The sequence below is a fragment of the Stenotrophomonas sp. STEN038 genome (assembly GCF_056759895.1).
Window position 1 is genome coordinate 1 of the sequence record NZ_JBRRDW010000024.1, and the last position, 26,641, is coordinate 26,641.

Below are 26,641 nucleotides of genomic sequence, written 5' to 3' on the forward strand. Positions count from 1 at the left end.
ATGCTCGGCAGGGGGCTTCACCGGTAAGGCCAGTGCCGAGCATGGCTCGGCACTACAGGTGCAGCGTTACAACTCCACCGTATCGAACGCCTGCCCGTGCTGCGGGTGCTGCTGCCACATCTGCTGCAGGCTCAGGCCGCGTACCGGGTCGATGAAATCCGGGGCGATGTCGGCCAGCGGCTTGAGCACGAAGGCGTGCTTCAACTCCGGGCGCGGGATGCGCAGATGACCCGGGCCTTCAACCACCAGGTCGCCGTAATACACCACGTCGATATCCAGGGTACGGTCGCTGAAACGCGGGCCGGAACGGTCGCGACCATGCGCGTCCTCCACCGCGTGCAGCCAATCGTCCAACTCGCCCAGTGGCAGGTCGGTGTCCAGCATCACTGCGTTGTTGAGGAAGTCCGGGCCGTCAAAACCCACTGCCGGGGTGCGGTACGCCGGAGAGACGCTGATCGAGCCAAAACGTTCGCGCAATACGGCAACGGCCGCTTGCAGGTAATGCTGCGGTTGCAGGTTGCTGCCCAGGCTGAGGAGCACGGTGGTCATGAGTTGGTTTGCCTGCAGGCCCGCCCGCACCACGATGGGCGAGCTTGAGCACTGCATCGTAGGAGGGGGCGCACATCATAGGCCAGCGATTGCCAGCCCGCATATGCCAAGGCGGCTGTCTCAGCCCACGCCCAACGCATCAGCTACCGCCCTGAATACCCGCTGCATTTCCAGCGGCTTGGGCAACACATGCACGCTGATGCCCGAGGGTGCCTCGCCATCGGCGAAAGCCGGCGCGTTGGCGTCCTCCAGCACGATCGCCGGACCGCGATAGCCCATCGCCTGCATCTCCGCCAGCAACTGACCCGCCGAAAGCAGCGGAATGCCGCTGTCGACCAGCACCACATCCGGCAACCCCGCCTCCTGCAGATGCCGCATCGCTACCGCGCCATCGCTGGCCAAGCGCATGCGATAGCCCTGGCTGGACAGCGCATTGCCCAAAAGCGACAAACGCGTGGCCTCGTCATCAACAACCAGCAGGCGCTCACCATGGCCGACGCGGGTCCTCTCCAGCGGCTCGGCGTCTTCACTGCCGGCGCTTTCGCACATCGGCAACAGCAGCTCGAAGGTAGTGCCCGCGCCCAGCTCGCTCTGCACCTGGATATGTCCACCGATGCTTTCGACGATGCGATGGCAGGACACCAGACCCAAGCCGGTGCCTTCGGTCTTGGTGGTGAAAAAGGGAGTGAACAAACGCTGCACGGTGGCAGCATCCATGCCGATACCATCGTCGCTGACGCGGATGCGCACCATGCCCTCTTCGCCGGCGACACGCTCGGCAACCAGGCTCAAGCTGCCACCGTCAGGCATTGCCTGGATGGCATTGAGCGCAAGATTGAGCAACACCTGCTGCAGCTCGGTGTAGTTCGCCTCGATCGCCATGCGATCATCGGAGACCTCCAGATGCAGCTCGGCATTGCGCGGCAGGCTGCTCTTGAGCAGCATGCCCACCGCCTGGAACAGGCGCTGCAGCACGATCCGCTCGCTGGGCTGGCGTGAGCCGCGCACGAAGGACAGCATCGATTCGACCATCTCATGGCCACGGCGTCCGCACTCGGCGATGACATCGGCCAAGCGGACGATCTTGGGATCATCGCTGCGGTCGCGGATCAGGTCGGGAATGATCAGCAGTGGTTGCAGGATATTGCGCAGGTCATGGCTGAGTCCTGCCGCGAGCAGCGCCAGGCTCTCCAGCCGCTGCGCACGCATCAACTCATCTTCAACCCGCAGGCGCTCCAGCTCGCTGCGGGTCTCGCGCACCAGCCGTGCCACCGCCGACGGCAGCCGGGCTGGCTGGTGCTTGATGATGTAATCATTGGCGCCCTGCTGCAGCGCCTCCACCGCAGTCTCCTCACCCATCGTGCCGGAGACGAAAATGAAGGGCACCCTGGGGTGCAACTCACGCAGGATCTGCAGCGCCTGATAGCCGGAGAAGCCCGGCATGCTCAGGTCTGACAGCACCACATCCGGTACATTTTCAGCCAGGGCATCGCGCATCGCCGGCTCGTTGTCGACGCGCTCGAACGCGATCTGCAGACCGGCCTCGAGCAACTGGTCGACGACCAGCTCGGCATCCACGGGCGAATCCTCCACCAGCAGGATTCGCAACGGCCCCAATGGCGCTCCCTTGTTCGGCATCTGTGCTTACTCGTGCTCCGGTGCCTGGTTGATCAACGCCCAGAAGGTGCCGATCGTCCGCACCGCCTGGAAGAACTGGTCGATGTCCACCGGCTTGACCACGTAAGCATTGACGCCAAGATCCCAACTGCGGGCCAGATCGCTTTCTTCGCGCGACGAAGACAGGATCACCACCGGCAGGCGCTTGAGATCCTCGTCGGCGCGGATCAGCCGCAGCACCTCCAGCCCGTCCATGCGCGGCATCTTGATGTCCAGCAGCAGCACGGCCGGCAAACCTTCCTCACGCTGGGCGAACGCGCCGCGCCTGAGCAGGAAGTCCATTGCTTCAACCCCGTCTTCGACATGCACGATGGGGTTGGCCAGGGAGGCATCACGCAGCGCGTCGATCGCCATTTCGGCATCGGCTTGGCTGTCTTCGGCGAGCAGGATGGTACGCAGGGGACTCATTCCACGGTGTCCTTGTTGGATGCTTCGGTTGCCTGGGGAAGAACAAAACTGAAAGTGGCGCCTTGATCCACCTGTGCATCAGCCCAGATGCGGCCGCCGTGGCGTGTCAGCACGCGGCGTACGCTGGCCAGGCCAATGCCGGTGCCGGGATATTCCGAGGCCTTGTGCAGGCGCTGGAACACACCGAACAACTTGCTGGCATATTGCATGTCGAAGCCAGCGCCGTTGTCGCTGACACTGAACTGATGGCTGCCGTCGGGCAGCTGCTTGGCGCTGACCTCGATGACCGCCTTGTCCCGCGCCGCGGTGTACTTGACCGCGTTGCCGAGCAGATTCAGCCAGACCTGGCGCAACATGTTTTCGTCGCCGATCAACACCGGCAGCCGTCCGATCTTCCACTCCACCTCGCGCGGCTTGCCATCCTCGCCAGCTTCGTTCTTCAGGTTGGAGTCCAGCAGGGCGCGGGTATCGGCCACCAGCGACTGCATGTCCACCCGCTGCAGGCGCATCGCGCCACGCCCGAGCCGCGAGTAGACCAGCAGGTCATCGATCAGCGCCGCCATCAGCTGCGCCGAGTTGCTGATCACCTCCAGGTAATGCTGGGTCTTGCTATCGACCTCCGCGCCGAGGTGTCGCTGCAACTTGTCGGAGAAACCGGCCACATGCCGCAGTGGCGCCCGCAGATCATGCGAGACCGAATAGCTGAAGGCCTCCAGCTCGCGGTTGACGTCGGCCATCTGCTCGACCTTGCCTTCCAGCTGGTGATTCAGATCTTCCACGTGCTGCTGCACGGCGCGCTGTACGGTGATGTCGCTGATCGTCATCAACACCACATCATCATCGGCATCGGGCAAGGCCATGCGCCGGGCATTGATCAGCATGGTGCGATGCATGCCGTCCACGCTGCGCTGCTGGTGTTCGAAATCCCACAGCTCGCGCCCACGCAGCAACACATCGGCCAGGCGCTGGCGCACCAGCGGGTCCTCCCAGGCACCTTCGCCGATGTCCTGCAACTGCTGCAGGCTGATATCGGCTTCGTCAACGCCATACAACTCGGTGAATGCGGTGTTGTGCAGCACTACCCGCAATTTGCTGTCGAGCAGAACGATGGGCTCACGCACGGTCTGCAGCACCGCACTGGCGCGGGCACTGGCCTTGCTCAAGCGCAGCTCGACATCGGCACGGCCACCGATCTGCCGCTGCAGCAGCCATAGCACCAGGCCCAACAGCAGCAATTGCACCGCCAGCGCGGTCCAGGTAACCATCGACGCCAGTTGCTGCTGGTCCCTCGCCTTGGCTGCGCGCTTCACCAGCAGCGCGTCCTCGTGTTCCTGCAGCTCCTGCACCAGCTGCCGGATCGGGTACTGGAAGGTCATTTCCTCGATCAGCGCACGCTGCCGGGGCGAATCGGTGCTGGCGGCGATTTCCCTGGCCAACGCCATGCGCCGCTCCAGCAACGATTCCATCTTGCCGATACGCACCAGCTGCTCAGGGCTGTCGCGGACCAGCTGCGCCAGTTCACCGAGGTTGACGCCGATGCGGTCGGCCGTCTGCAAGCGCTCCTGCAGTGCCGGCGAATCGACGCCCTTGGACAAGGTCAACGCCGCCGACTCGACATCGCGGATGTCCGCCTGCAGGTTGTACAGGCGCGCGCCCACCGCCTGGGTATGCACGACCCAGTTGGACGCATTCACGCTATCGGCCGCCAACCGCTGCAAGGTCAAGGCCGGCACCACGATGATCAACAGCGCCGCCAGGCCCAGCCCATACAGGCGCCAGCGGCTCCAGCCATCGTCGGTCAATCGCGTCACCATCCATTCCCCTGCGTGCTGACGGACCGGCGCGGGTCGCGCCGGCCCGGAGTTCATCGACAGTGTCGATCCGGAGTCAATCGATGGCGGCGTGACCTGCACGACAGCATCGCTGACTGTCGGCCAAGGATTGCACGAATACGTGTACCCGTGCACCCCCTGTCAACCGGACCTGTGCGAACGCAGAGCTCTTCTGCCAGCAAGCCTCAGTCCGCCTCACCTGCAGGCTTGATCGCATGCCCACCAAACTCGTTGCGCATTGCTGCCAGCATGCGGTCGCTGAAGGAATTTGCCTGCCGCGAGCGCAGCCGCTCCAGCAGTGACAAGGTGATCACCGGTGCCGGCACATCCAGTTCTATGGCCTCGGCCACGGTCCAACGGCCTTCACCGGAGTCCTCCACATACGGCGCGATGCCATCCAGCGCGGGGTTCTTCTGCAAGGCGTCAGCACTGAGGTCCAGCAACCATGAACGCACCACACTGCCATGCCGCCAGACCTCCGCCACCTTGCCAACATCCAGCGCGAACTCGGCCTTCTTCTCCATCAGCGCGAAGCCCTCGGCATAGGCCTGCATCATTCCGTACTCGATGCCGTTGTGGACCATCTTGCTGAAGTGTCCGGCACCCACCGGGCCGACATGGGCCCAGCCGCGATCAGCTGCCGGTGCCAGCGCCTCGAACAATGGCGACAAACGCGTCACCACCTGGGTTTCACCGCCGATCATCAGGCAATAGCCTTCCTGCAGCCCCCACACGCCACCGCTGGTGCCGCAGTCCACAAAGGCGACCCCGGCGTCAGCGCAACGTGCAGCGCGCTGCTGCGACTGCTTGTACCAGGAGTTGCCACCATCGATCACCACATCACCGGCGGACAGCAGCGGCAGCAAGCTGTCCAGCGTGGCATCGACCACCTTGGACGGCACCATCAGCCACAGTGCGCGCGGTGACGGCAGCGCCTGCACCAACGTCGACAATGCATCCACCGTGGCGATGCCGTGACCCGCGACCTGCGCCCGCGCCTGCTCACCCGGATCAAATCCGGTGACCGCAATCCCCGCACGCTGCAGACGCTGCGCCATGTTGGCGCCCATGCGGCCCAGGCCGATCATTCCCAATTCCATGCTGAAGCTCCTCCGACGGTAGTGAATAGGCTGCTGCGCAAGCCCGCAGACGGGCCTGCAACCAGCGTTGGTAAATGGTGGTGTGCAGGTTGTGCAGCACCAGCTCGATGACAAACGGTGTACGCGGATTTCGGTCCAGCAGCCGCGCGATGTGATACCCGAGCGGACGCACGCCCTGCCGGTGCACGTACAGCATCAGCTCGCGGTACACCGGATCGGCCAGCACCGCATCCATCTGTGCCAGCACCGCCTGCTGCGGCACTGGCAAGGCTGCGCGCAGGATTGCGTCACGCTCATACAGCAGCCGCTCGAAGCGCCGCCAACCGCTGCCTGGCAACTGCTGGGCCAGCGTCCACAACTTCTTGTTGAGTGCATCGTAATGGACAAAGCCGCCATGCCGCGCCAAGGCCTCGGCTGCCGCCGCACTGACATCGGTGATGACGAAGTTCTCTGCCTGGTTGTTGATGTCATCCAAGGACGCAGCATCGAAAGCATGCACGATGTAACCCGGCGCGCCCATGAACGCCTGCCGACCCAGCGCGGACGTCCGCACCGCTTTGCCGTCGGCGAACAATGCGCCGGCGCGGCTGCCCAGCAGAATGCTCTGGGTGTCATGCAGGCTCAGGAAGGTACCGATCGAGAGTTCGCCGGAACTGAACGCGGTATCGAAGGCAGCATCACCGAACAACTCACGAAACGTCGCCAGCTGCGCCACCTGCCGCCCTACCCCGCACTCGGAACGCACTCGGCCGGAATAGAAGGCCTCCATGGCCACCGAATTGCGTGCCTGCGGTGCATAGCCGCGACCAAAGCTACGGAACCGCTGCCAGCCCTGCGCGCGGGCACCGCGCGCGCCAAATCCAATCCAGCCCATTTGCAGCGCCGAGAAGCGATAGCCCGGGTTGTCCTGCAGCCGCGAACTTGCTGTGCGCGCCGCATCACCGAGTTTGAAAGCGTAGGCGCAGATGCTCGCCGGCTGCTGCAACACCTGGTCGGCCAACTGCTCGCGTTGTGCGGCGCTGTAGCCGCGTGGCACCTGCAGGCGCAGGTCGCCCTGCGCCTGTGCGTCGGCCAGCGAAGCGCGTCGGCAGGGATCACCGCCGATGATCTGCGGCGCGGGCGCTTCACCCTGTTTCAGCTGCCAACCCAACTCCTGCAGCACCGCCGTGTTGCAGCCCGCTTCAGCCAGTAACGGCACCGCCCACGCACACAACAACAAGGTCCATCGGCCAGCGCGCTGCTTCGCGTGCCAGCCAAACCTCATCGTGCCGGTTCCACCGGAACAGCGACTGCCGCCTGATCAACGTAGTACTGCAGGCGGCCAAAGAAATTGCGGTAGAACTGCGCGTCCTGCACGGTGCTGCTGGCGACCCGCACCAGCGAGTCATCATTGCTGCCAAACGGCAGTGACACCGAGCCCAAGGCACCCACGCCGACACTGGCCGAGGTCGGCGACTTCTTCAAGGCATAGCGGTCCTGCACCGCACTGACAAACACCTGCGCCTTGCCAAGGCCCTGTGCGGCGCAGGACACCCGCAGCACCAGTTGCTCGTGTACCTCATCCTTGGGTTGGAAGTTCTTGTTGCCTTCCACATTGCTGGCATCGGCGCGGGTGATCGCATAGCCCTGGCCAAGCAAGGCACGGCGGGCGGCCTCACAGGCCTGTGCCGGTTCGGCATCGACGCTGCGCGTATAGGTATCGCCAGAATCGAAGGATTCGCGCAGCAAGGTACTGTTGACGGCTTTGCCACCGCAAGCGGTGAGCAGCAGGCTCATAGCGGCCAGCGCAGGCAGCAGATGTCGGCGCATGGGCAACTCCACAGTCAGCGAAGACCCACAGCATAACGCCGCCAACGTAGGGCTACGTTGACGGCGTTGAATGCGTGCGGAAGCTGTTGTCGCTGCGCTCAGCTCGCCTGTGCGGCGTCAGTCAGCCCAGCGGCCCGGGCCGGTCGACTGCGGCAGCACCTGTGCCGACAGCGGACGGTCCTTCTCCAGCACATTGAGGGCGTCGGCGAGGATCGATGCCGATTCCTTCAACAGCGGGTCCGGACGCTTCTCGGCAGCCTTCTCGCGGGCGGCATCCTTGACGATGTCGCGCTCATTGCCGGTCAGGCCGTCATCGGTGCTGTCCTCGGCCAGCGGATCCAGCGGCAGGCCCAGTTCCTTGCGGATCTGTTGGCGCTGCTTGCGCTGTGCTTCCTGCTTGTCGCGCTCGGCACGACGCTCAGCCTCGTTGAGCGAAACGTACTTCTTGGCGGCCTCGGTGCGGAACTGCTGCACGTCTTCTTCCCACCACTGGAACTCGCGGTCGGCACGAATGCGCGTGGCGTGCAGGGTTTCCAGGCGCGGCACGATCGGCGCGAAGTTGCCGTACTGGGTGTGCGGCACGGCGGCGATGCGGGTCCACGGCAGCGCGTTGTCGTAGGTGCTCTCGCCAAACTCGCTGGCATCGACGCTGGCCGGGAAGGCCAGGTCCGGCACCACACCCTTGTGCTGGGTACTGGAGCCGCTGACGCGGAAGAACTGGGCGATGGTCAGCTTGACCTGGCCAAAGCGCTCCTTCTCACTGGCCGGCCAACGGTCCAACGGCACCACGTTCTGCACGGTGCCCTTGCCGAAAGTGGTTTCACCGATCACCAGACCACGGCCGTAGTCCTGGATGGCACCAGCGAAAATCTCCGAGGCCGAGGCCGAGCCACGGTTGATCAGCACTGCCAGCGGGCCATCCCAGGCCACTGCCGGGTTGCGGTCATTGTTGACGGTGACGCGGCCGCCGGATTCACGCACCTGCACCACCGGGCCCTGCTCGATGAACAGGCCGGTCAGTTCGATGGCTTCGTCCAGCGAACCACCGCCGTTGTTGCGCAGGTCCAGCACCACGCCATCGAGCTTGTCGGCCTTGAAGCCAGCCAGCAGCTTGGCCACGTCGCGGGTAGCCGAGGCGTAGTCGGCGGCATTGCGCCGGCGGCCCTCGAAGTCCTGGTAGAAGGTCGGCAGCTTGACCACACCGATGCGGCGCTCCTGCTGGCCAGCGGCAGCAGGGATGGTCATGGTCTCGCCCTTGGCAGCCTGCTCGGACAGACGGATCTTCTGCCGGGTCAGGGTCAGCATGCGGTGCTTGCCGTCCACACCTTCGGCAGCCGGGATGTACTCCAGGCGTACCTGGGTGTCCTTGGCGCCGCGGATCTTGCCGACCACATCATCGATGCGCCAGCCGATCACGTCTTCGATCGGGCCGGAACGGCCCTGGCCAACGCCGACGATGCGGTCACCGGCCTTGAGCGTGCCATCCATCGCTACCGGACCACCCGGCACCACTTCGCGGATCACCACCATGTCGTCCTGGCGCTGCAGCTGGGCACCAATGCCCTCCAGCGACAACGACATGGCCTGGTTGAAATTCTCTGCGGTGCGCGGGGTGAAGTAATCGGTATGCGGGTCAACAGCACTGGTGTAGGCGTTCATGTAGAACGAGAACACGTCATCGCCCTTGAGCTCATTGATGGTCTTGAGCAGGGTGTCGTAACGCTTGTCCAGGGTCTTGCGGATGTCAGCGGCTGGCTTGCCGGCCAGCTTCAGCCGCAGCCAATCGTTCTTGACCGACTTGCGCCACAGGTCGTCCAACTCGGCGTTGGTTGCCCACGGCACGTCCTTGCGGTCGTAGTTGAAGCGCTCCTCAACGGTGAAATCCGGCTCCTGACGCAGCAGGCGACGGGCATAGGCCACGCGCTCACCCACCCGCTGACGGTACACCGCGAACACCTGGTAAGCCGGGTCCAGCTCACCGGAACGGATGGCGTCACCGGTCCGCGCTGCCAACGGCGCAAAGCGATCCACGTCCTCCTTGGTGAAGAACTGCTTGCCACTGTCCAACGATTCCAGGTAACGCTTGAACACGTCCTGCGAGGTCGCCGCGTCCAGCTGACGCGGGCGGTAGGCATAACGGCTGTCCGACAGCAGGCCGTAGACCAGCTTGGAGGTGGTGGCCTGGTCGATGGTCGCTGCCGAGGGCAAGGCCGTATCGGCGCGCGCCAGCAAGGCGGCGGGAGCGGTCAGCGCGAGGGCCAGCAGGAAAACGGGAACTCGGTAGTTCATCAAAGTACTCGTGGCACCGAATGTTGTGGGGAGACTGCGGGCAAGTACGACATGCCGACAGTGCCGAAAGTTTCGGCACTTGTCACCTTGCTCAGCTCCAGAGTAGCTGCCGCCCCGTAGCAGTTTGTGAATCGCTGCCGTGGCGCCACTCGAATTGACACGATCCCGACTGCGGCGGTGGGCCGCAACGGGATGCCGGGGTCTGGTTCAGACAGCGACGCCGGCACCGGCCGCCTGCTGGTCGGCGTGGTAGGACGAACGCACCATCGGGCCGGAGGCAACGTGGGTGAAGCCCAGTTCGTAGCCGTACTCCTCGAACGCCTTGTATTCCTCCGGCGTCCAGTAACGCAGCACCGGGTGGTGGTGGGCGGTCGGCTGCAGGTACTGGCCGATGGTCACCATTTCCACGTCGTGCGCGCGCAGGTCACGCAGGGTGGCCTGCACCTGCTCGAAGGTTTCGCCCAGGCCGAGCATGATGCCGGACTTGGTCGGCACGTTCGGATGCTGTGCCTTGAAGTTCTTCAGCAGGGTCAGCGACCACTGGTAGTCCGCGCCCGGGCGTACGTTGCGGTACAGGTCCGGCACGGTTTCGATGTTGTGGTTGAACACGTCCGGCGGATTCTGCGCAAGGATCTCCAGCGCGCGCTCCATGCGGCCCTTGCCACGGAAGTCCGGGGTCAGCACTTCGATGCGGGTCTTGGGCGACTTTTCGCGGATGGCAGTGATGCAATCGACGAAGTGCTGGGCACCGCCGTCGCGCAGGTCATCGCGGTCGACGCTGGTCACCACCACGTACTTCAGGCCCATGTCGGCCACGGTCTGGCCGAGGCTGGCCGGTTCGTTGGCATCCGGCGGCTTGGGCCGGCCGTGGGCCACGTCGCAGAACGAGCAGCGACGGGTACACACTTCACCCAGGATCATGAAGGTGGCGGTGCCATGGCCGAAGCACTCATGGATGTTCGGGCAGCTGGCTTCCTCGCACACCGTCACCAGACGGTTCTCGCGCAGCTTGGCCTTGAGGTTGGCCACGGCATTGCCCGAAGGAATGCGCACGCGGATCCACGAAGGCTTGCGCAGCACCGGCGCGTCGGCGAACTGCACCGGCGAGCGGTTGATCTTGTCCCCGCCAAGCTGTTTGACACCGGCCTGCAACGGCGCGGACGGAATGTCGCCCTGCACGACCTGCAGGGGAATGGAGCGCGTGGTGGTTTCAGTCATGGCGTTATCAGCGGTCTCAGAGCCGCGTAGTCAGATCGGGCAGTTCGGGCGTCGGCTGCAAGGCCAGGCCGAACTGCTGGGCCAGATGGGACAGCAGCACCGACTTGACCGCTTCGATGCCCGAAGGACCGCCCAAGTCTAGCACCGAGGTCACCTGCATCCCGGCGTAACCGCAGGGGTTGATGCGGTGGAAGGGTTCCAGGTCCAGCGACACATTGAACGCCAGCCCGTGGAAACTGCAGCCGCGGCGCACGCGGATGCCGAGCGCGGCGATCTTGGCACCGCCGACGTAGACACCGGGCGCGCCGTCCATGCGTTCGGCACCGATGTTCCATTCGTCCAGGGTGTCGATGATGGCCTGCTCGATCCGGCACACGTAGTCGCGCACACCAATACCGAGCCGGCGCAGGTCCAGCAGCGGATAGACCACGATCTGGCCGGGGCCGTGATAGGTCACCTGGCCACCGCGGTCCACATGCAGTACCGGGATATCGCCGGCCGCCAGCACGTGTTCGGGCTTGCCGGCCTGACCCAGGGTGAACACCGGGTCATGCTCGACTACCCACAGCTCGTCGGCGGTGTCGTCGGTACGGGTATCGGTGAACTGCTGCATCGCGTGCCAGACGGGCTCATAGCCATGCCGGCCCAGGTCCCGCAGCAATGCAGGACGCAGCGCCTTGCGCGGCGCCTCCACCGTGCAGGCGGTTACAGCGTCCACTTCACTTCCGGATGATCACGCATCACTGCGTGGGCGGCGTCGTACTGCTCACGGCTCTCCGCCTTGAAAGCGATGCGCACCGAGACGTATTTGCCGTTGGAGGATTCTTTCCAGCTGATGCGCTCTTCCAGTACCTCGATACCGGCGCCTTGCAGCAACTTGGGCAGCTCCGCCTCCAGACCGATATTGGCCGCGCCCATGGCGCTGAGCTCAAAGGTACCGGGGAACTGGAAGCCGTGTTCAGGGTTGTCGGACTTGATTTCCATGCCGCCATTATCGGGGCGAACGCCGACAAACCCAAGGCCATAGCCGGATTACAGCCTTCCATGCCAGCCCCACCTGTAGTGCCGAGCCATGCTCGGCAGGGGCTTCACCGGCGATCAATGTGGGAGCGGCCTCAGCCGCGAAACTGACCATCTACATCAACCTGCAATGCCGGCAACCTGAACATCTACGGGCTTCGCGGCGTACGCCGCTCCTACAAAAGGGGCTCCTGGTGAAGCCTCTGCCGAGCATGGCTCGGCACTACTGCCCGCCCAGAAACCAGAAGGGCCGCTTGCGCGGCCCTTCTGCGGGGTAAACCCAGGCTTACTTGGACAGCTGCAGCAGGGTGGACGACACCCAACCGCGGTTACCCAGTTCATCCTCGACTTCCCACATCACGCCTTCCTTGGTGCCGGTCGGGTACAGCATCATCCCGGCTTCCAGGGTGCGTACCGGCGCGCCGGTACCACGGGCGTTGGCCAGCAGACGACCAGCACGGGTCACCGTCACCGCCTGCTGCGCGTTGGCGGCAGAAGCGTTGTCCGGCAAACCACCCAGCTGGGCGATGATGTCGGTATAGGCCTGCAGGTAGGCCATGGTGATCACCTGGCCGATTTCGGTGTTGGCATAACCGCCAACGCCCGCCGCGCCCAGGCCGCTGCCGCCAAACAGGCCGCCGCTGGCACCAAAGCCCATGTCGCTCTTGCGCGCGGAGCCTTCGGAGATGGCGACCTGTTCCGACGAACGCACGTCAGTCACGGTCAGCACCACGTCGGCGGTCTTGCTGGTGAAGTTCAAACCACCCACCACCGCACCGGCACGGCCACCGATCAGGCCACCCAGCAGGCCACCGATGCCACTGCCACCGGCGTTGCTGTTCTGCGAGATAAGGTCCGGAATCATCACGTAGTCGGCGGCCTTGATCTGGCCCTTGCCTACATTGGAACGACCACGCAGGTCGCCACTGGCTGCCAATTCACGCTCGAACTGACCGGCGGCCATACCGGCACCACGGTCCACCAGGGTGAAGCAGCGCGAGCGATTGACGAAGGCCTTGATCAGGCGCGACGGCGCCGGCAACTGCTGGCCGGTCCACCAATGGGTAGAGTCTTCCGGCTCGATCACCGACAAAGTGCCGATCGGGCGCTGGCAGGTTGGAATCTGTGCGGCAGCCTGTTGGCGCTGTTCCTGCGCCTGGGTGCCCTTGGCCTTGAATGCTGCCTGGGCCGGCTGGCTGCTGACAGCCGCAGCAATACCCAGAGTGATGACCGCTGCGGTGAGCGGCGAAAAAACGTTACGCATCTGATACTTCCCCATTAACCTGCACCTTACGAGGTGCGTTCCTTTGGCTTAGAGACCTTGCGGTAAGACTCTGTCCCTGATGTTACCTAGCAGACGAGTACGGTCCGGTCCGCCGGAATCCTAACCCAGACCGATGTCAGGATGCATGACGTTTTTGTGAGGCGTCTCCCTTTACATGCACTGAAACTGCCCCTGTCTTGCCACATCTCCCCGCAAAAAGACGGCCAGAAGAGATCGACCACCTCCGACCCGTCCCACTTCCAATGGCGGACGCCATTCGGCATCGCCTGGCACCAGAGCCTCCTCAAGCGTAGAGATCGCGGGCCGCCCCCCATTCAGCCAAGAGCACGCGCAGCCGCCTGAACCGCTGAGCCAGGACGGACTCGGGAAGCAGCGCCAGCTACCGACGGAATACAGGGCAGTAGGCATGAACCACAGCCACGTTGCCATCTGCCTGCGCAGGCGAACCGCGCCCCCACACGATGACTGTCTCACCTGGGAAAACCTCCATCCCGCCAGACCGACGAAAGCCAGACGAGGAAAGCAGCGACAATGACGAGCGCAGTTGAACCGCGCCACGCGCATGCATGAGAAGCGCCCTCCAGCCAAGACCAACCACCTCGTCTGGTGCGCGCATCCACGCGGCGAAATCCACCGTCACACCCACAACAATCTGTCCGCTCGATAGCGATATGCCGACCCACAACGGATCACTAAGCTGCATGTCACTCTGCCGGCGAGGAGTCCGTACGTGAAAAGAGGCACCCGACTGCTGTTGCTGATGGCAGGCAGTCTTGCAATCACCCCTGCTTGGGCAGCGCAACAATGCGCACAAAGTGCCTTGAGCGATCACCCGCCTGCGATCAACTTCCGCGTCGACAATGACTTGTTGGGCGGCGCGCAGCAGGACCAGGGCTATACCAATGGCGCGATGTTCACACTGGTATCGCCGAACCTGCAGGACTACACCGACGACCCCTGCCTGCCACGCCTTGCGCGCTGGATGAACCGCCATCTGGAACAGCTGCATCCGGGTGAGTTCCAGCAGCAGAACATGATCTTCAGTTTCGGCCAGGGTTTGTACACACCGACCGACAACATCCGTAGCGACCTGATCGAAGATGACCGTCCGTATGCGGCGGTGCTGATGGTCAACTTCGGCTACAACGCGCGTAACGGCAATCACCTGCGCACCACCCAGCTGGCACTGGGAATGATTGGCCCATCCGCGCAGGGAAAGCAGGTGCAGGACGCTGTGCACAGCGTTCTTGGCGACGAGAAGTTCATGGGCTGGGATAACCAGTTGCACGACGAACCGGTGTTCAAGCTTCTGCATGAGCGCATGCAACGCTGGCCTGCCGACGGCAACGCCGGAGGTTGGGGCTGGGATGCAATCAGCCACTGGGGTGGCGCACTCGGCAACCTGGCCACGTATGCGAATGTCGGTGGCGAAGTACGTTTCGGCTGGAAGCTGCCTGATGACTTCGGCAGCTCACCGATGCGTCCAGCCGGCGAAAACACCGCACCCACCCGTCGCGGCCGCGCCGAAGGCTGGTCCAGCCACTTGTTCGTCACCAGCGACGCACGCTGGGTAGTGCGCGACATCACCCTGGACGGCAACACCTTCCGCAACAGCCACAGCGTGGACAAGCGTCCATTTGTCGGCGACATCGGCTATGGCGTGGCAGTGATGCGCGACAAGTGGAAGTTCGCGCTGGCGCGTTACCACCGCACCCGCGAATTCGACGGGCAGAAAGAGACGCCGGTATTCGGAAGCTTCACCATCAGCCGCACGCTTTAACTGCAGCGGTGAAAAATTGCAGCCACTCGCGCTGTAAAAGCGACAAAGCAAAAAGCGCCCGCACCCCAACCCCTCTCCCCCCCGGGGGAGAGGGGCTAGTGCACTAGCAGTAGACGCATTCCGAGCCCCTCTCCCGCGTGCGGGAGAGGGGTTGGGGTGAGGGCGCTTCTGCTCCACAGCTTCGGCTTCGGCTTCGGCTCCGGCCTTTGCTCTTCAGCTTTTGACTTACCGGGCCCCTTCCGCAGCGACGGAGCTGGCAGACAAGACCCCGAACGGGGCGGCGCACATGGATGTGCGTCGTTTTTCGACGATACAAGGATGTATCGTCGAAAAATCCTGTCAGCGGAGTGGACCCGCGTCGCGCAGCGACGTGGGCGCGGAGGCAGGGTGTGCTTGACCAGCCATTCGGCTGTTGAGGAGCTCTTCTTTGGGCCACGTTTCTTTGCACAAGCAAAGAAAGGTGTGCTCGCGCGCCGCAGGCGGGCGAAAGCTCTTGATCTTGATCCTGATCCTGATCCTGATCCTGATCCTGATCCTGATCTTGATCCTGATCTTGATCTTGATCCTGATCTTGATCTTGGTTGCGATTGCGATTGCGATTGGAGCAAGAGCAAGAGCAAGAGCTTTCACTCCCCTTCGGGGAGCGAGTTACTTTTCTTTGCTTGTGCAAAGAAAAGATAACCAAAAGAAAGCACACCCTGCCTACGCGCCTTCCGCGCTGCGCGCTCCAGGTACACTCCGCCAGCGGGATTTTTCGACACGACATCCTTGTCGTGGCGAAAAACGACGTGCATCCATGCACGTCGCCCTTCGGGTTCTTCCCACTGGCTCCGTCGCTGCGGAAGGGGCCCGGTAAGTCAAAGTCCAAAGCAACAGCAACAGCTACGGCAACTGCAACTGCAACTGCAACTGCAACTACAACTACAACTACAACGGCAAAAGCTACCCCTCCCCAACCCTCCCCTTGCCTGCGGCAAAGGGAGGGAGCAGAGCTGCACTTGGCAAAGAAAGGTCGCTCAGCGGGGCTTGGCAAAGAAACGGGCTGAGCGGAGCAGCGCCACTCCGCAGACAAAACAAAAGCGGCGTTGCTGCGCCCCATCGACTTGAACTCCAGTCGACAGAACACCGCAACGCCGCTCGGCTTTTCAGCCGATGAAAGCCCTTACTCGGACTTCCACCACATCATGAATGCATCCCACAGACGCTTGAAGAAACCACCCTCTTCCACCGCCTGCACAGCCACCAACGGTGCCTCGGCAACCACCTTGCCATCCAACGACACCTTGACCGTACCAATCTGCTGACCTGCTGCGATCGGTGCCACCAACTCCTTCGGCACGTCCATCGACGGCTTCAGATCGTTGTAACGGCCGCGCGGCACGCTCACCAACATCGGCTGCGCCACGCCCAACTGCACCTCATCGGCCGCGCCCTTCCACACATGCTGCGTGGTCACCGCCTTGCCCGGCTCATACATGCGATGGGTTTCGAAGAAACGGAAACCCCAGTTCAACAGCGCCAGGCTGTCGTCAGCACGCTGCTTCTCGGATGCACCGCCCATCAACACCGCCACCAGACGCTGATCACCGCGCTGGGCCGAGCTCAGCAGGCAGTAACCGGCGGCCGAGGTATGGCCGGTCTTGATGCCGTCCACGCTCTGGTCACGCCACAACAGCAGGTTGCGGTTCGGCTGGGTGATCTTGCCTACCGTGAATTCCTTGATCTTGTTGTACGCATAGGTCTCCGGGTAATCGCGCACGAAGGCGCGGCCCAGCAACGCCAGATCGTAGGCGCTGGACTGGTGACCCTCTGCATTCAGGCCATGCGCATTCACGAAGTGCGAATCCTTCATGCCGATCTTGGCTGCGTAGCTGTTCATCAGCGCCGCAAAGGCTTCCTGGCTGCCAGCCGCATGTTCGGCCAGGGCGATTGCCGCATCGTTGCCGGACTGGATCGCCATGCCCTTTTCCATGTCTTCCAGACGCGCCGTCTGGTTGACCGGGAAGCCGCTATAGCTGCCGTCGGTGCCTGCGCCGCCTTCGCGCCAGGCGCGTTCGCTCATCATCACCTGGTCGTCCGGCTTGATCTTGCCGGTCTTCATTTCCGCGGCCAGCACGTAGGACGTCATCACCTTGGTGATGCTGGCCGGCGGCAGCGGCGAATGGATGTTCTCACCTGCCAGCACCTGGCCGGTGGCGTAATCCATCAACACCCATGCCGTGGCGGTGGTCGGGACCGGTGCCGGCGGCGTTGCCACCTGTGCCGGAGCGGCAGCTGCGGCCGGCGCGGGGGTCGGCGTCGGGGTGGGTGTCTGGGCGGAGGCCAGACCCACGGCGAGCGTGGTGGCCAGTGCAGCGGCGGCAAAACGGAATTTCATCGGAAAACGGTTCCTGATGGACGAGGAAGAAAAATTCGGGGAGTCATTGTAGGGCGACGCCAGCCAGCTGGCGGCACCCCGGTGTGCTGGGGTTAATCGCGGACCACTTGCGGCAGGCCAAATCCAAGACCGGCAATACGCCCGGCAAGTTCCGTGGCATTGCTGCTGTCGCTGGCCGGCACGCGCAGGCGCCACAAGGTACGACCGCCACTGACGATGTCACTGAGGCTGGCCCCGACGATACCGGCAGACGACAGCTGGCCCAAGGCCCGTGCCGCGTTGTCACGATTGGAAAAACTGGCGACCTGCAGCAGGATCGCGCCCAGCGCGCGCGCGGCGGGGTCGGCTGGTACGGTTTTCGGTGGCGGCCCCGCCGCAGCCCTCGCCGCTGCCGCCGCAGCCGAGGCCGTAGGCGGAGTGAACTGCAACAACTCCGACGCTGCGGGCAGCGCCTGAACGCTTACCGGCGCAGACGCGGTGCTGGCAGCGCTGGTAGTGGCTGGACGACCGGTCGCGACACGCACACCGTTCTCTTTCATCCAGGCATCGAAATGGTCGGCATTGCCGGCAACCGGGCGTGCCGGCGCAGTCGGCAGCTTCTCCACCAGCTGGTCCATGCGGCTGGGGCTGGCCGCTGAGGGTCGCGTCGCCGGCGCTGCGGCGGCAACCGTCGCAGCAGCCCGTTCACGACGCGCGCGACGGCTGTCGCCGGAGGCCTGCAGGTTCTCGCTGCCGGGGGTCAGGCCATGCACTTCGACCCGGCCGGTGCCGCGCTGGGTGATGCCCAGCCGCACTGCGGCGGCATAGCTGAGATCGATGACGCGACCTTCGTGGAACGGACCACGGTCGTTGACGCGCACGATCACCGATTCGCCGTTGTCCAGGTTGGTCACCCGCGCGAAGCTCGGCAGCGGCAAGGTCTTGTGCGCGGCGGTGAAGGCGTACATGTCGTACACCTCACGGTTGGAGGTCAGCCGCCCGTGGAATTTCTGCCCATAGTACGAAGCGGTGCCCTGCTCCACGTAGTTATCGACCCGGTCCATGATCTGGTATTGCTTGCCCAGCACCGTATATGGCGATCTATTGCCGACCGCCGAGCGCGCCTCGTTGGTCACCAACGGCTCGGGAATGCAGTTCACGTTGGGCACATAGCTCGGCGTGGTGTCGCTTACACCGGGCTTGTACAGACCGCCAGCGGTGTAATTGCCGCGGGTGGACAGGTCTTCCTGCGCCTTGGCGTACGGCGAGCCCTCGGGGCACTCACCGCGTGCGCTGCCACGCCCGTGCACCACCGTCGCCGGACGCGATGCAGCGCTTGCACCCGCTGTGCCGGATGACGACTTCTTGGGGGCGCTGCTGCAGGCGGCCAGCCCGAGCACGATCAACGCAGGGACCAGCCACTTGATGTTCATGCCGGGGGAAGCTCCTTGCCGGCGATGGCCTGGGACAGCTGGAACACGGCCATCGCGTACATTTTGGAGATGTTGTAACGGGTGATTGCGTAGTAGTTCTGGAAGCCCAGCCAGTACTGCTTACCGTCGCTGCCTTCCAGCGTCACCGGGGTAGCCTTGGCGTTGACCGCACGCACGGGCGTGACCGGTTGGTAGCCGCGCGCGGCCAGCTCGCTGACGGTGTAGGTCGGGGTCCAATCGGTGGGATTGAACTCCTCGAAGCCGGCCTGCAGCGTCGCCGGTACCGCCACGGTGCCGCCGCGGATCCAGCCCCCCTTCTTGACGAAGTAATTGGCAATGGACGAGAACACGTCGTCATAGCTGTTGAACAGGTCACGGCGGCCATCGCCATTGCCGTCCACCGCGAAGTCCAGATAGCTGGACGGCATGAACTGGCCCATGCCCATCGCCCCGGCATAGCTGCCCTTGAGCGTGGTGATGTCGAGCTTTTCCAGCGCGCTCAGTTCAAACAGCTTGGCCAGTTCGTCACGGAAGAACAGCTCGCGACGCACTTCGCGCTCGAGCTTGGCCGGGTCGCCGGTACGCGGGTATTTGAAGGCCAGCGTGTACAGCGCATCCAGCACGCGGTGATTGCCGGCATTGCGGCCGTAGCTGGTTTCCACACCGATGATGGAGACGATCACTTCGGCCGGCACGCCGGTGCGTTCCTGCACGCGCATCAGTTCATCGCGGTGTTCGGCCAGGAACGCGCGACCACCGTCGATACGCGCCTGGGTGATGAACATCGGACGGTATTCGTTCCACGGCTTGACCCGCTCGGCCGGTCGCGACATCGCGGCAATGATCGGCTCGCGGATCTGCGCCTGGGCCAGCGTGCTCTCGATATAGGCCGGATCGATGCGGTACCTGGCCGCCGTATCGCGCACGAAATTGGCGCGGGCGGTCTCGAACGGCACCGGCGTCAGGTCGACCGGCGGCAACGCAGCCTTGGCCTCGGGTACGGCTTCGGCCGGGCCAGCGCTCGGCTTGACCGGAGTTTCCGCCGGGGCCGGCAGAGGTGTAGGAGACTTCGGCTGGGTTGCGCAGGCAACCATGCCGAGGGTGAGGCAGCAAACCAGGGCGCGTCTAATCATCGGGCGAGATTAGCAGGTCAAAGATGAATTTCCCGCAATAACACCATGAAACACAACAAGATTGAAGCGAAAAATACGCTTCGCCCAGCGGCGCCGTAATCCCTCGGATTCACGCTATCCGATGAATAGGCATCGCGATGCTGCGTGTCGCGGACTGGCAAGCCGGTCTGGAAAAGCGCGTAGCCAAGTCGACGGGACAAAAAAAAGGAGCGTCGGTCATCTCCCCATCCCGCTGAGATGACCGACACTCGTGTCAGCGTCCGGGGGACCCGGGACGACGGCTCCCCCCGTCATCCCGCCAGATGCCAACCTGCCAGCTGCCCCATACGGCGAACCGGCAGTCACAGCGCGGATTGCGCGCCGGTGACGGGGCGTAGTGTGAAGGTTTGGTAAAGCCATGTGTTTGATCTGGATCAAAACTCGCAATGTTGACGCGGATAAATAGACGATCCACGCAACAGCGTTGCGCTAGCCGCCGTGCACCGGCCGGTGCGCACGCACCGCCATCACCAGCCCGAAGCCGGCCAGCAACGACACCGCCGAGGTACCGCCGTAACTGATCAACGGCATCGGCACGCCCACCACCGGCAACAGGCCGGAGATCATGCCGCCGTTGACCAGGATGTAGACAAAGAACGCCAGACCGGTCGCGCCCGCCAGCAACCGCGAATAGGTATCGCGCGAATCCACCGCGATCCACAGGCAGCGGCCGATCACGAACAGGTATAAGGCCAGCACGATCGCCACGCCGATCCAGCCGTACTCCTCGCTGAGCACCGAGAACGCAAAGTCGGTGGTCTGCTCGGGAATGAAGTTCAGGTGCGACTGCGAACCCAGCCCCCAGCCCTTGCCGGTCAGCCCTCCGGAACCAATGGCGATCTTGGACTGGATGATGTTCCAGCCCGCACCCAGTGCATCACTCTCAGGGTCGAGGAACATCATGATGCGGTCCTTCTGGTACGGCCGCAGCAGCCAGAACCAGGCCACCGGCGCAGCGGCGGCAACACCGCCCACGCCCACGCCCACCCACCACCACGGCAGGCCGGCCAGCAACAACACGAAGGCACCGCTGGCAGCGATCAGCACACCGGTACCGAAGTCCGGCTGCAACATCACCAGACCGGTCGGCACACCAATGATCACCGCCGCCACCAGCACCACCGGAATACGCGGCGGCAAGGGCATGCGATTGAGGTACCAGGCCACCATCATTGGCAGGCTGACCTTCAACAGCTCGGCTGGCTGCAGATAGAACAAGCCCAGGTTCAACCATTGCCGCCCGTACTTGCCGGTGCCCAGCACGAACACCGCCAGCAGCGGCAGCATCGACAAGGCATAGATCATCGGCGTCCACGCGCGGATGCGCAAAATCGACACGCGCGATATCGCCCACATCGCCACCAGGCCCACTGCGAAACGTGCGCCCTGCGCCATCACCAGGCCACTGCCACCGGCGCTGTCCAGCACCGACAGGCCAATGACCATCAAAGCGAGCAAGGCAAACAGCAACGGCCAATCCAGGCCACGGGTCAGGCGCTGACCCATCTCCAACGCCCAACGCAGGAAATCCCTCATCGGCGCATCTCCGCTGTCGTTGCCGCCGGCACCGCCGGACGCGCAACTGCCGGCGCAACGCCCGGCAGCGCGTCGGGCGCAGGCTGCGGCGGCACACCGGGCTGCGGTGCGGGAGCACCAACCCTGATCGGCAGATCGGCGAACTGCGGCGCAACCAGCTCGCCGCGCGTACGCCAGCTGGCGTCTTCGGTATCAAACGTCGTCACACCCACCGCCACCGTGCCGCGCTCGGCATCCAGCGGCTGCAGGCCTTCAGGCATCACCCCGAGCAACCAGGCATCAAACACCTTGCGTGCGATCGGCGCGGCTGCCGAACCACCGTAGCCGCCGCCTTCCACTGCGATGGCAATCGCGATCACCGGTTCTTCGGCCGGTGCGAAACCAACGAACAGCGCGCGATGACGCAAGTGCATCGGCAGGCTGCGCGGGTTCAACGCAGCCGTGCCCTTGCGGCTGATGACCTGCGCGGTACCGGTCTTGCCCGCCATGCGGTACTGCGCACCGGCAGCCACGCGCCAGCCACTGCCGCCAGGCTGCATGGTGCCCATCATGCCCTCGCGCACTGCCTGCACATTGGCCGGATTGGGGCTGATCGGCTTGCTCGCCGGTTGCTGCGTCGGCGCCCAATCGTGGTCGAAACCAGCGCGCTGCTCCATTACCAGATGCGGCGTGCGCAACTGGCCGGTAGCCAGGCCACCAACTCCTCGCACCAGCTGCAGCGGGGTCACCTTCCACAGGCCCTGGCCGATGCTGGCATTGACCGTGTCGCCGGGATACCAGCGTTCCTTGTTCGCCTTGAGCTTGGCTGCCGGTGACGGCAGGATGCCGCCGATCTCACCAGCCAGGTCGATGCCGGTGGGTTGGCCGAAGCCGTAGCGGTTGCCCATGTAGTCGTCATAGCGCTCGATGCCCATGTCGATACCGAGCTGGTAGTAATAGGTGTTGACCGACTGCGAGATGGATTTGCGCAGGTCGGTCCAGCCATGGCCGCCACGGTTGGCGTCACCCCAGCCACGGCTGACGCCGGGCAGGTAGAACATGCCGCGCGACAGGATCTTGTCTTCGGGCCGGCGCAGGCCGCTGTCCAGGCCAGCCAGGCCAAGGAAGGGCTTCACCGTCGAGCCCGGCGCCACACCGCCCAGCACCAGCCGGTTGAACTGCGGCCGCGACGGGTTCTCGTTGAGTGCCTTGAAGTCGGCGTGGGAGATGCCGTTGACGAACAGATTGGGATCGAACGACGGCAGGCTGACCATGGCCAGGATCTCACCGGTGCGCGGATCAATCGCCACTGCCGAGCCTTCCTGCTCACCGAACGCCGCCACCATCGCCCGCTGCAGGTCGGCATCGATCGACAGCCGCAGATCGGTGCCCGACTGCGCCGGCACCCGCCCGACCGTGCGGATCGCACGGCCCTGCACATTGGTCTCGACCTGCTCGTAGCCGATCTTGCCGCGCAGCTGGGTCTCGTAGAAACGCTCCAACCCGGACTTGCCGATGTGGGTCAGCGCTGCATTGCCCTCGCCCAGCTCTTCCAGATCCTTGTCATCGACCCGGCCAACGTAGCCGATGATGTGGCCGAACAGATCGCCGTAGGGGTAACGCCGGGTCAGATAGGGCTCAAGCTCGACACCCGGGTAGCGCCAGCGGTCCACCGCGAAGCGTGCCATCTCGTCGTCGCTGACCCGCAGCTTCAACGTCACCGGCATGAAGCCGCGGCGTGCCTTGCGCGATTGCTTGAAGCGCTCGATGTCTTCTTCGCTGAGCGAGAAGATCTTCTGCAGCCCGGCCAGGGTGGCGTCCATGTCCGTGACCTTGTCGGCGGTAACATCCAGACGGAAAGCCGGCACGTTCTCGGCCAGCAGGCGGCCGTTACGGTCGTAGATCAGCCCGCGTCCCGGCACCACCGGCCGCGCCTTGATGCGGTTGGCCTCGGAACGGGTGGCGTAGATGTCGTGGTCCAGCACCTGCAGCTTGAAATACCAGCCGGCGAGGAAACCCAGGGTCAGCAGCACACCCAGGAAGCCGATCGCGGCACGGCGCCGGAACTGCTCGGCCTCTGCGTGCGTGTTCTTGTGCTGGCGGCGCGACGCCATCGTCAGCGCCCGCGCTTGCCCAGCCGCACCGCATCCAGCAGCACATACAGCGGCAACCACAGGGCCATGCCCAGCAGCGGCGCCACCCAGTAGCTCCACGGCAACATCGGCTCACCCACCAGCAGGTGGATGGCGGCATCGATCACGCGGTCATTGAACAGCAGCCCGCCCATCGCCAAGGCCTGCTGCGACAGCGGGAAGAAGCGGATGCGTGCACGGAAGCGCTGCAGGATGAAGGCCATCACCACCAGCCGCAGCGCCTGCTCACCGAGAATGCCACCAAACATCACATCGGCCAGCAGGCCAATGCAGAACGCAAAGCCCAGCCCAACCTTGTCCGGGGTTTCAATCACCCAGTAAGCCAGTACCAGCGCCAGCCAATACGGGCGCGCCGGCAACAGCAGCTCGGGCAGCGGAATCAGCGCCAGCAGCAAGGCCAACACGAAGCTGACCGGCATCACCCAGCCCTTGGTGCGCAGACGACTCATGGGCGCACCTGCGGCGGGGTCGGGTTGTCAGTGGTCACTGGTGTTGTCGGGCTTGCGGATTCATTGGCTGGCGTTGTCGCCGGGGCGGGCGTCTGGCCTGCCGCTGCCGGTTCCGTCGCCGGTGGCGTGCTGGCCGGGGCCTGAGTGATCGCAGCCGGAGGGCTGGTGGCGTTGCCGGTGGCGGGAACAACGGCAGCTGCCGCGCCCATGCGGTTGACCGGGGCGGCGGATGGACCGCCCGCCGCCACGGCTTCCGGCGCCGATTCGATTGCAGTGCTGTCGGGCAGTTGCGGCAGCGCCGGTACCGAACGCAGCAGCAACACGTTGCGGCCACGGTCCAACTTGGCTGCAGGTTCCAGCTCACCGACAAGGAAAGCGTGGGTATCGTCCGGGCGCAGCTTCAGGATCTTGCCGACCGGGAAGCCGGCCGGGAAACGCCCGCCCAGACCGGAGGTGACGATCTCGTCGCCCACTTCCACGCCCGCGCTGAGCGGAATATCACGCAGTTCCAGACGGTCGCCACGGCCGTAGACAATCAGGCGCACGCCGTTGCGCGCCACCGCCACCGGCACCGCATGGTCAGGATCGGTCAGCAACAGCACGGTTGAATGCGCAGGCGTTACCGCGATCACCTGCCCCATCAAACCACCGGCATCGATCACCGCCTGGCCCACATGCACGCCGGCTCGGCTGCCTGAATCCAGTACCAGACGCTGCTTGACCGGGTCCAGGTCGATATCGAGGATGGGCGCCAGCTGCACGTCCAGGCCATTGCGCTCGGCCACATTGAGCAGCTCGCGCAGCTGCGCGTTGTCCAGCGCCGCGGTCTGCAAGCGAGTCAAGCGTGCGTTGGCGACCAGCAGCTGGTTGCGCAGCTCGCGGTTTTCGCTGACCAGTTGGTTATGGCTGGCGGCGTTGTCCTTGACCGATGCCCCTACCCGGCCCGGCACACCGGCCAAGGCCCAGATCGGCTGCACCAGCACATTGGCCTGGGCGCGCAAACGCGACATCCAGCCGCCCTGGTCGTCGAGCACGATCAAGGTGATGGCCAAGGCCAGGTACGCCAGCAGACGCAGCGTGCTGCTGGCATCCCCTTGACGGGAGGCTACGGGAGGACCGGCGTAAGGGGGCACGACAGAAGGCTGGGAATTGGGAATGAAGAATCGGGTATGGAAACGGCGCGACTGGAGTCACGCCGTTGGTTCGGGGAAGCGGATGCTGGAGAGTGGAACCAGCGGCAGGACACCCTGCCCCCCGTTACCGATTCCCCAGCCCCCATTCCCTGCGGATCACTCCGGCGCAAAGAACTCGTTGCCGTGCATGTCCACCAGCTCCAGCGCACGACCGCCACCGCGGGCCACGCAGGTCAAGGGATCGTCGGCCACCTGTACGTGCAGGCCGGTTTCCTCGGAGATCAGGCGGTCCAGGTCACGCAGCAGGGCGCCGCCACCGGTCAGCACGATGCCGCGCTCGGCGACGTCGGCGCACAGCTCCGGCGGGGTCTGCTCCAGCGCCAGCTTGACCGCCGAGACGATGCCCGACAGCGGTTCATGCAGGGCTTCCAGCACTTCGTTGGAGCTGATCTTGATCATCTTCGGCACGCCCTCAGCGAGGTTGCGGCCGGAGATTTCCATCTCGATCACTTCCGCCTGCGGGTAGGCGCAGCCCAGCTCCACCTTGATGCGCTCGGCGGTGGCTTCACCGATCAGCATGCCGTGGTTGCGGCGCACGTAATTGGTGATGGACTCGTCGAAACGGTCGCCGCCGATACGCACCGAGGCCGAATAGACAATGCCGTTCAGCGAGATGACCGCGACTTCGGTGGTGCCGCCGCCGATATCGATGACCATCGAACCACGCGCCTCGGTAACCGGCATGCCGGCACCGATCGCAGCCGCCATCGGCTCTTCGATCAGGAACACATCACGCGCACCGGCCTCCTCGGCCGATTCCTTGATGGCGCGGCGCTCGACCTGGGTGGAACCGGCCGGCACGCAGACCAGCACGCGCGGGCTCGGGCGCAGCACGCGCGACTTGTGCACCTTCTTGATGAAGTGCTTGAGCATCGCCTCGGTGTAGGTGAAGTCGGCGATAACGCCGTCCTTCATCGGGCGGATGGTGGTGATATGGCCCGGGGTACGGCCGAGCATCTGCTTGGCCTCGGCGCCGACGGCAGCCACCGAGCGGGTGCCACCGATGGCACGGTCCTGACGCACGGCCACGACCGACGGCTCGTTCAGCACAATGCCCTGGCCGCGCACATAGATAAGGGTGTTGGCCGTGCCCAGGTCAATGGACAGGTCATTGGAGAACATGCCACGCAGCTTCTTGAACATCTGGGAAGTGATCCTGAGGGGTGTCGCGCCCACGCCGGTTGGCGAAAAAATGGGCAGAAAATGAGGGCAGTTAGCCTATCAACCCACCCCCGCCCGGGCAAGGAAAATCCTAGGGAATTCTGGGCTTTCGACCACTCCGGGCAGCTGCGGTACATCCTTGCTTGTGGCCGTGGACCGCCGCAGCCGGTAACCTTACGCACTTTGGCGCGCAGTCGCGCCGGGTCGACTGCGCGTGCGCGGCGGCTTTTTCCTTTTACGTA

General features: G+C 64.3%; 22 protein-coding genes. 2 read left to right on the top strand and 20 right to left on the bottom strand.

From position 1 onward, the window contains the following. Window positions 1–66 precede the first annotated feature (66 nt). From folK to ACVOLS_RS11470, 12 genes are all read right to left on the bottom strand, one after another. Entirely contained in the window at window positions 67–549 is a 483-nt protein-coding gene (gene folK / locus ACVOLS_RS11415) for a 2-amino-4-hydroxy-6-hydroxymethyldihydropteridine diphosphokinase (protein WP_481545707.1), read from the bottom strand. 120 nt (window positions 550–669) lie between these two features. Beyond that, window positions 670–2,187 (bottom strand): ATP-binding response regulator, encoded by a 1,518-nt coding sequence (locus ACVOLS_RS11420; protein ID WP_481545708.1) that lies wholly within the window; start codon window positions 2,185–2,187, stop codon window positions 670–672. Between the two features lie 6 nt (window positions 2,188–2,193). Then, window positions 2,194–2,634 (bottom strand): response regulator, encoded by a 441-nt coding sequence (locus ACVOLS_RS11425; protein WP_282271069.1) that lies wholly within the window; start codon window positions 2,632–2,634, stop codon window positions 2,194–2,196. Continuing rightward, window positions 2,631–4,448, bottom strand: coding sequence for a sensor histidine kinase (locus ACVOLS_RS11430; RefSeq protein ID WP_481545709.1), 1,818 nt, complete (start codon window positions 4,446–4,448; stop codon window positions 2,631–2,633). Before ACVOLS_RS11430 ends, ACVOLS_RS11425 begins: the two co-directional genes overlap by 4 nt. Window positions 4,449–4,651: 203 nt before the next feature. Continuing rightward, complete coding sequence (gnd, locus tag ACVOLS_RS11435; RefSeq protein WP_481545710.1) at window positions 4,652–5,566, bottom strand: phosphogluconate dehydrogenase (NAD(+)-dependent, decarboxylating); 915 nt, start codon at window positions 5,564–5,566, stop codon at window positions 4,652–4,654. Further along, window positions 5,478–6,830: a hypothetical protein gene (locus ACVOLS_RS11440; RefSeq protein WP_481545711.1), complete on the bottom strand. Its 1,353-nt coding sequence runs from the start codon at window positions 6,828–6,830 to the stop codon at window positions 5,478–5,480. The genes gnd and ACVOLS_RS11440 overlap by 89 nt, the downstream gene beginning before the upstream one ends. Then, window positions 6,827–7,375 (bottom strand): DUF2242 domain-containing protein, encoded by a 549-nt coding sequence (locus ACVOLS_RS11445; protein ID WP_481545712.1) that lies wholly within the window; start codon window positions 7,373–7,375, stop codon window positions 6,827–6,829. The genes ACVOLS_RS11440 and ACVOLS_RS11445 overlap by 4 nt, the downstream gene beginning before the upstream one ends. 117 nt (window positions 7,376–7,492) lie before the next feature. Further along, window positions 7,493–9,664: a carboxy terminal-processing peptidase gene (locus tag ACVOLS_RS11450; RefSeq protein ID WP_481545713.1), complete on the bottom strand. Its 2,172-nt coding sequence runs from the start codon at window positions 9,662–9,664 to the stop codon at window positions 7,493–7,495. A 207-nt stretch (window positions 9,665–9,871) separates the two neighbouring features. Beyond that, on the bottom strand, window positions 9,872–10,882 hold the full coding sequence (gene lipA, locus ACVOLS_RS11455; RefSeq protein WP_481535652.1) for a lipoyl synthase: 1,011 nt from the start codon (window positions 10,880–10,882) through the stop codon (window positions 9,872–9,874). Window positions 10,883–10,898: 16 nt separating this feature from the next. Beyond that, window positions 10,899–11,600 (bottom strand): lipoyl(octanoyl) transferase LipB, encoded by a 702-nt coding sequence (lipB, locus tag ACVOLS_RS11460; RefSeq protein ID WP_481545714.1) that lies wholly within the window; start codon window positions 11,598–11,600, stop codon window positions 10,899–10,901. Next, on the bottom strand, window positions 11,588–11,866 hold the full coding sequence (locus tag ACVOLS_RS11465) for a DUF493 family protein (protein ID WP_481545715.1): 279 nt from the start codon (window positions 11,864–11,866) through the stop codon (window positions 11,588–11,590). Before ACVOLS_RS11465 ends, lipB begins: the two co-directional genes overlap by 13 nt. 322 nt (window positions 11,867–12,188) lie before the next feature. Continuing rightward, window positions 12,189–13,166, bottom strand: coding sequence for a CsgG/HfaB family protein (locus ACVOLS_RS11470; protein WP_481508702.1), 978 nt, complete (start codon window positions 13,164–13,166; stop codon window positions 12,189–12,191). Between the two features lie 781 nt (window positions 13,167–13,947). Between ACVOLS_RS11470 and ACVOLS_RS11475 the strand changes: the two genes are divergently transcribed. Beyond that, complete coding sequence (locus ACVOLS_RS11475) at window positions 13,948–14,967, top strand: lipid A deacylase LpxR family protein (protein ID WP_481545757.1); 1,020 nt, start codon at window positions 13,948–13,950, stop codon at window positions 14,965–14,967. A 393-nt stretch (window positions 14,968–15,360) separates the two neighbouring features. Then, window positions 15,361–15,648: a hypothetical protein gene (locus ACVOLS_RS11480; protein ID WP_481545716.1), complete on the top strand. Its 288-nt coding sequence runs from the start codon at window positions 15,361–15,363 to the stop codon at window positions 15,646–15,648. Between the two features lie 481 nt (window positions 15,649–16,129). Here the strand turns inward: ACVOLS_RS11480 and ACVOLS_RS11485 are convergent, their stop codons facing one another. The 8 genes from ACVOLS_RS11485 to ACVOLS_RS11520 form a co-directional block, all read right to left on the bottom strand. After that, window positions 16,130–17,344 (bottom strand): D-alanyl-D-alanine carboxypeptidase family protein, encoded by a 1,215-nt coding sequence (locus ACVOLS_RS11485; RefSeq protein ID WP_481545717.1) that lies wholly within the window; start codon window positions 17,342–17,344, stop codon window positions 16,130–16,132. A gap of 92 nt (window positions 17,345–17,436) precedes the next feature. Then, entirely contained in the window at window positions 17,437–18,756 is a 1,320-nt protein-coding gene (locus tag ACVOLS_RS11490; protein ID WP_481545718.1) for a septal ring lytic transglycosylase RlpA family protein, read from the bottom strand. Continuing rightward, on the bottom strand, window positions 18,753–19,889 hold the full coding sequence (mltB, locus tag ACVOLS_RS11495) for a lytic murein transglycosylase B (RefSeq protein ID WP_481545719.1): 1,137 nt from the start codon (window positions 19,887–19,889) through the stop codon (window positions 18,753–18,755). The genes ACVOLS_RS11490 and mltB overlap by 4 nt, the downstream gene beginning before the upstream one ends. Before the next feature lie 468 nt (window positions 19,890–20,357). Next, the gene (gene rodA, locus ACVOLS_RS11500) at window positions 20,358–21,464 is read right to left on the bottom strand and encodes a rod shape-determining protein RodA (RefSeq protein WP_481516789.1); all 1,107 of its coding nucleotides are present in this window, start codon (window positions 21,462–21,464) and stop codon (window positions 20,358–20,360) included. Then, window positions 21,461–23,557 carry a penicillin-binding protein 2 gene (gene mrdA, locus ACVOLS_RS11505; protein WP_481545720.1) on the bottom strand — a complete coding sequence of 699 codons (2,097 nt, stop codon included), beginning with the start codon at window positions 23,555–23,557 and terminating at the stop codon, window positions 21,461–21,463. The genes rodA and mrdA overlap by 4 nt, the downstream gene beginning before the upstream one ends. Window positions 23,558–23,559: 2 nt before the next feature. Then, window positions 23,560–24,045, bottom strand: coding sequence for a rod shape-determining protein MreD (gene mreD / locus ACVOLS_RS11510; protein ID WP_282271525.1), 486 nt, complete (start codon window positions 24,043–24,045; stop codon window positions 23,560–23,562). Further along, a complete protein-coding gene (mreC, locus tag ACVOLS_RS11515; RefSeq protein ID WP_481545721.1) occupies window positions 24,042–25,178 on the bottom strand; it encodes a rod shape-determining protein MreC in 1,137 nt (378 codons plus the stop codon). Before mreC ends, mreD begins: the two co-directional genes overlap by 4 nt. A 156-nt stretch (window positions 25,179–25,334) precedes the next feature. Then, entirely contained in the window at window positions 25,335–26,381 is a 1,047-nt protein-coding gene (locus ACVOLS_RS11520; RefSeq protein WP_005419402.1) for a rod shape-determining protein, read from the bottom strand. Between the last annotated feature and the right edge of the window lie 260 nt (window positions 26,382–26,641).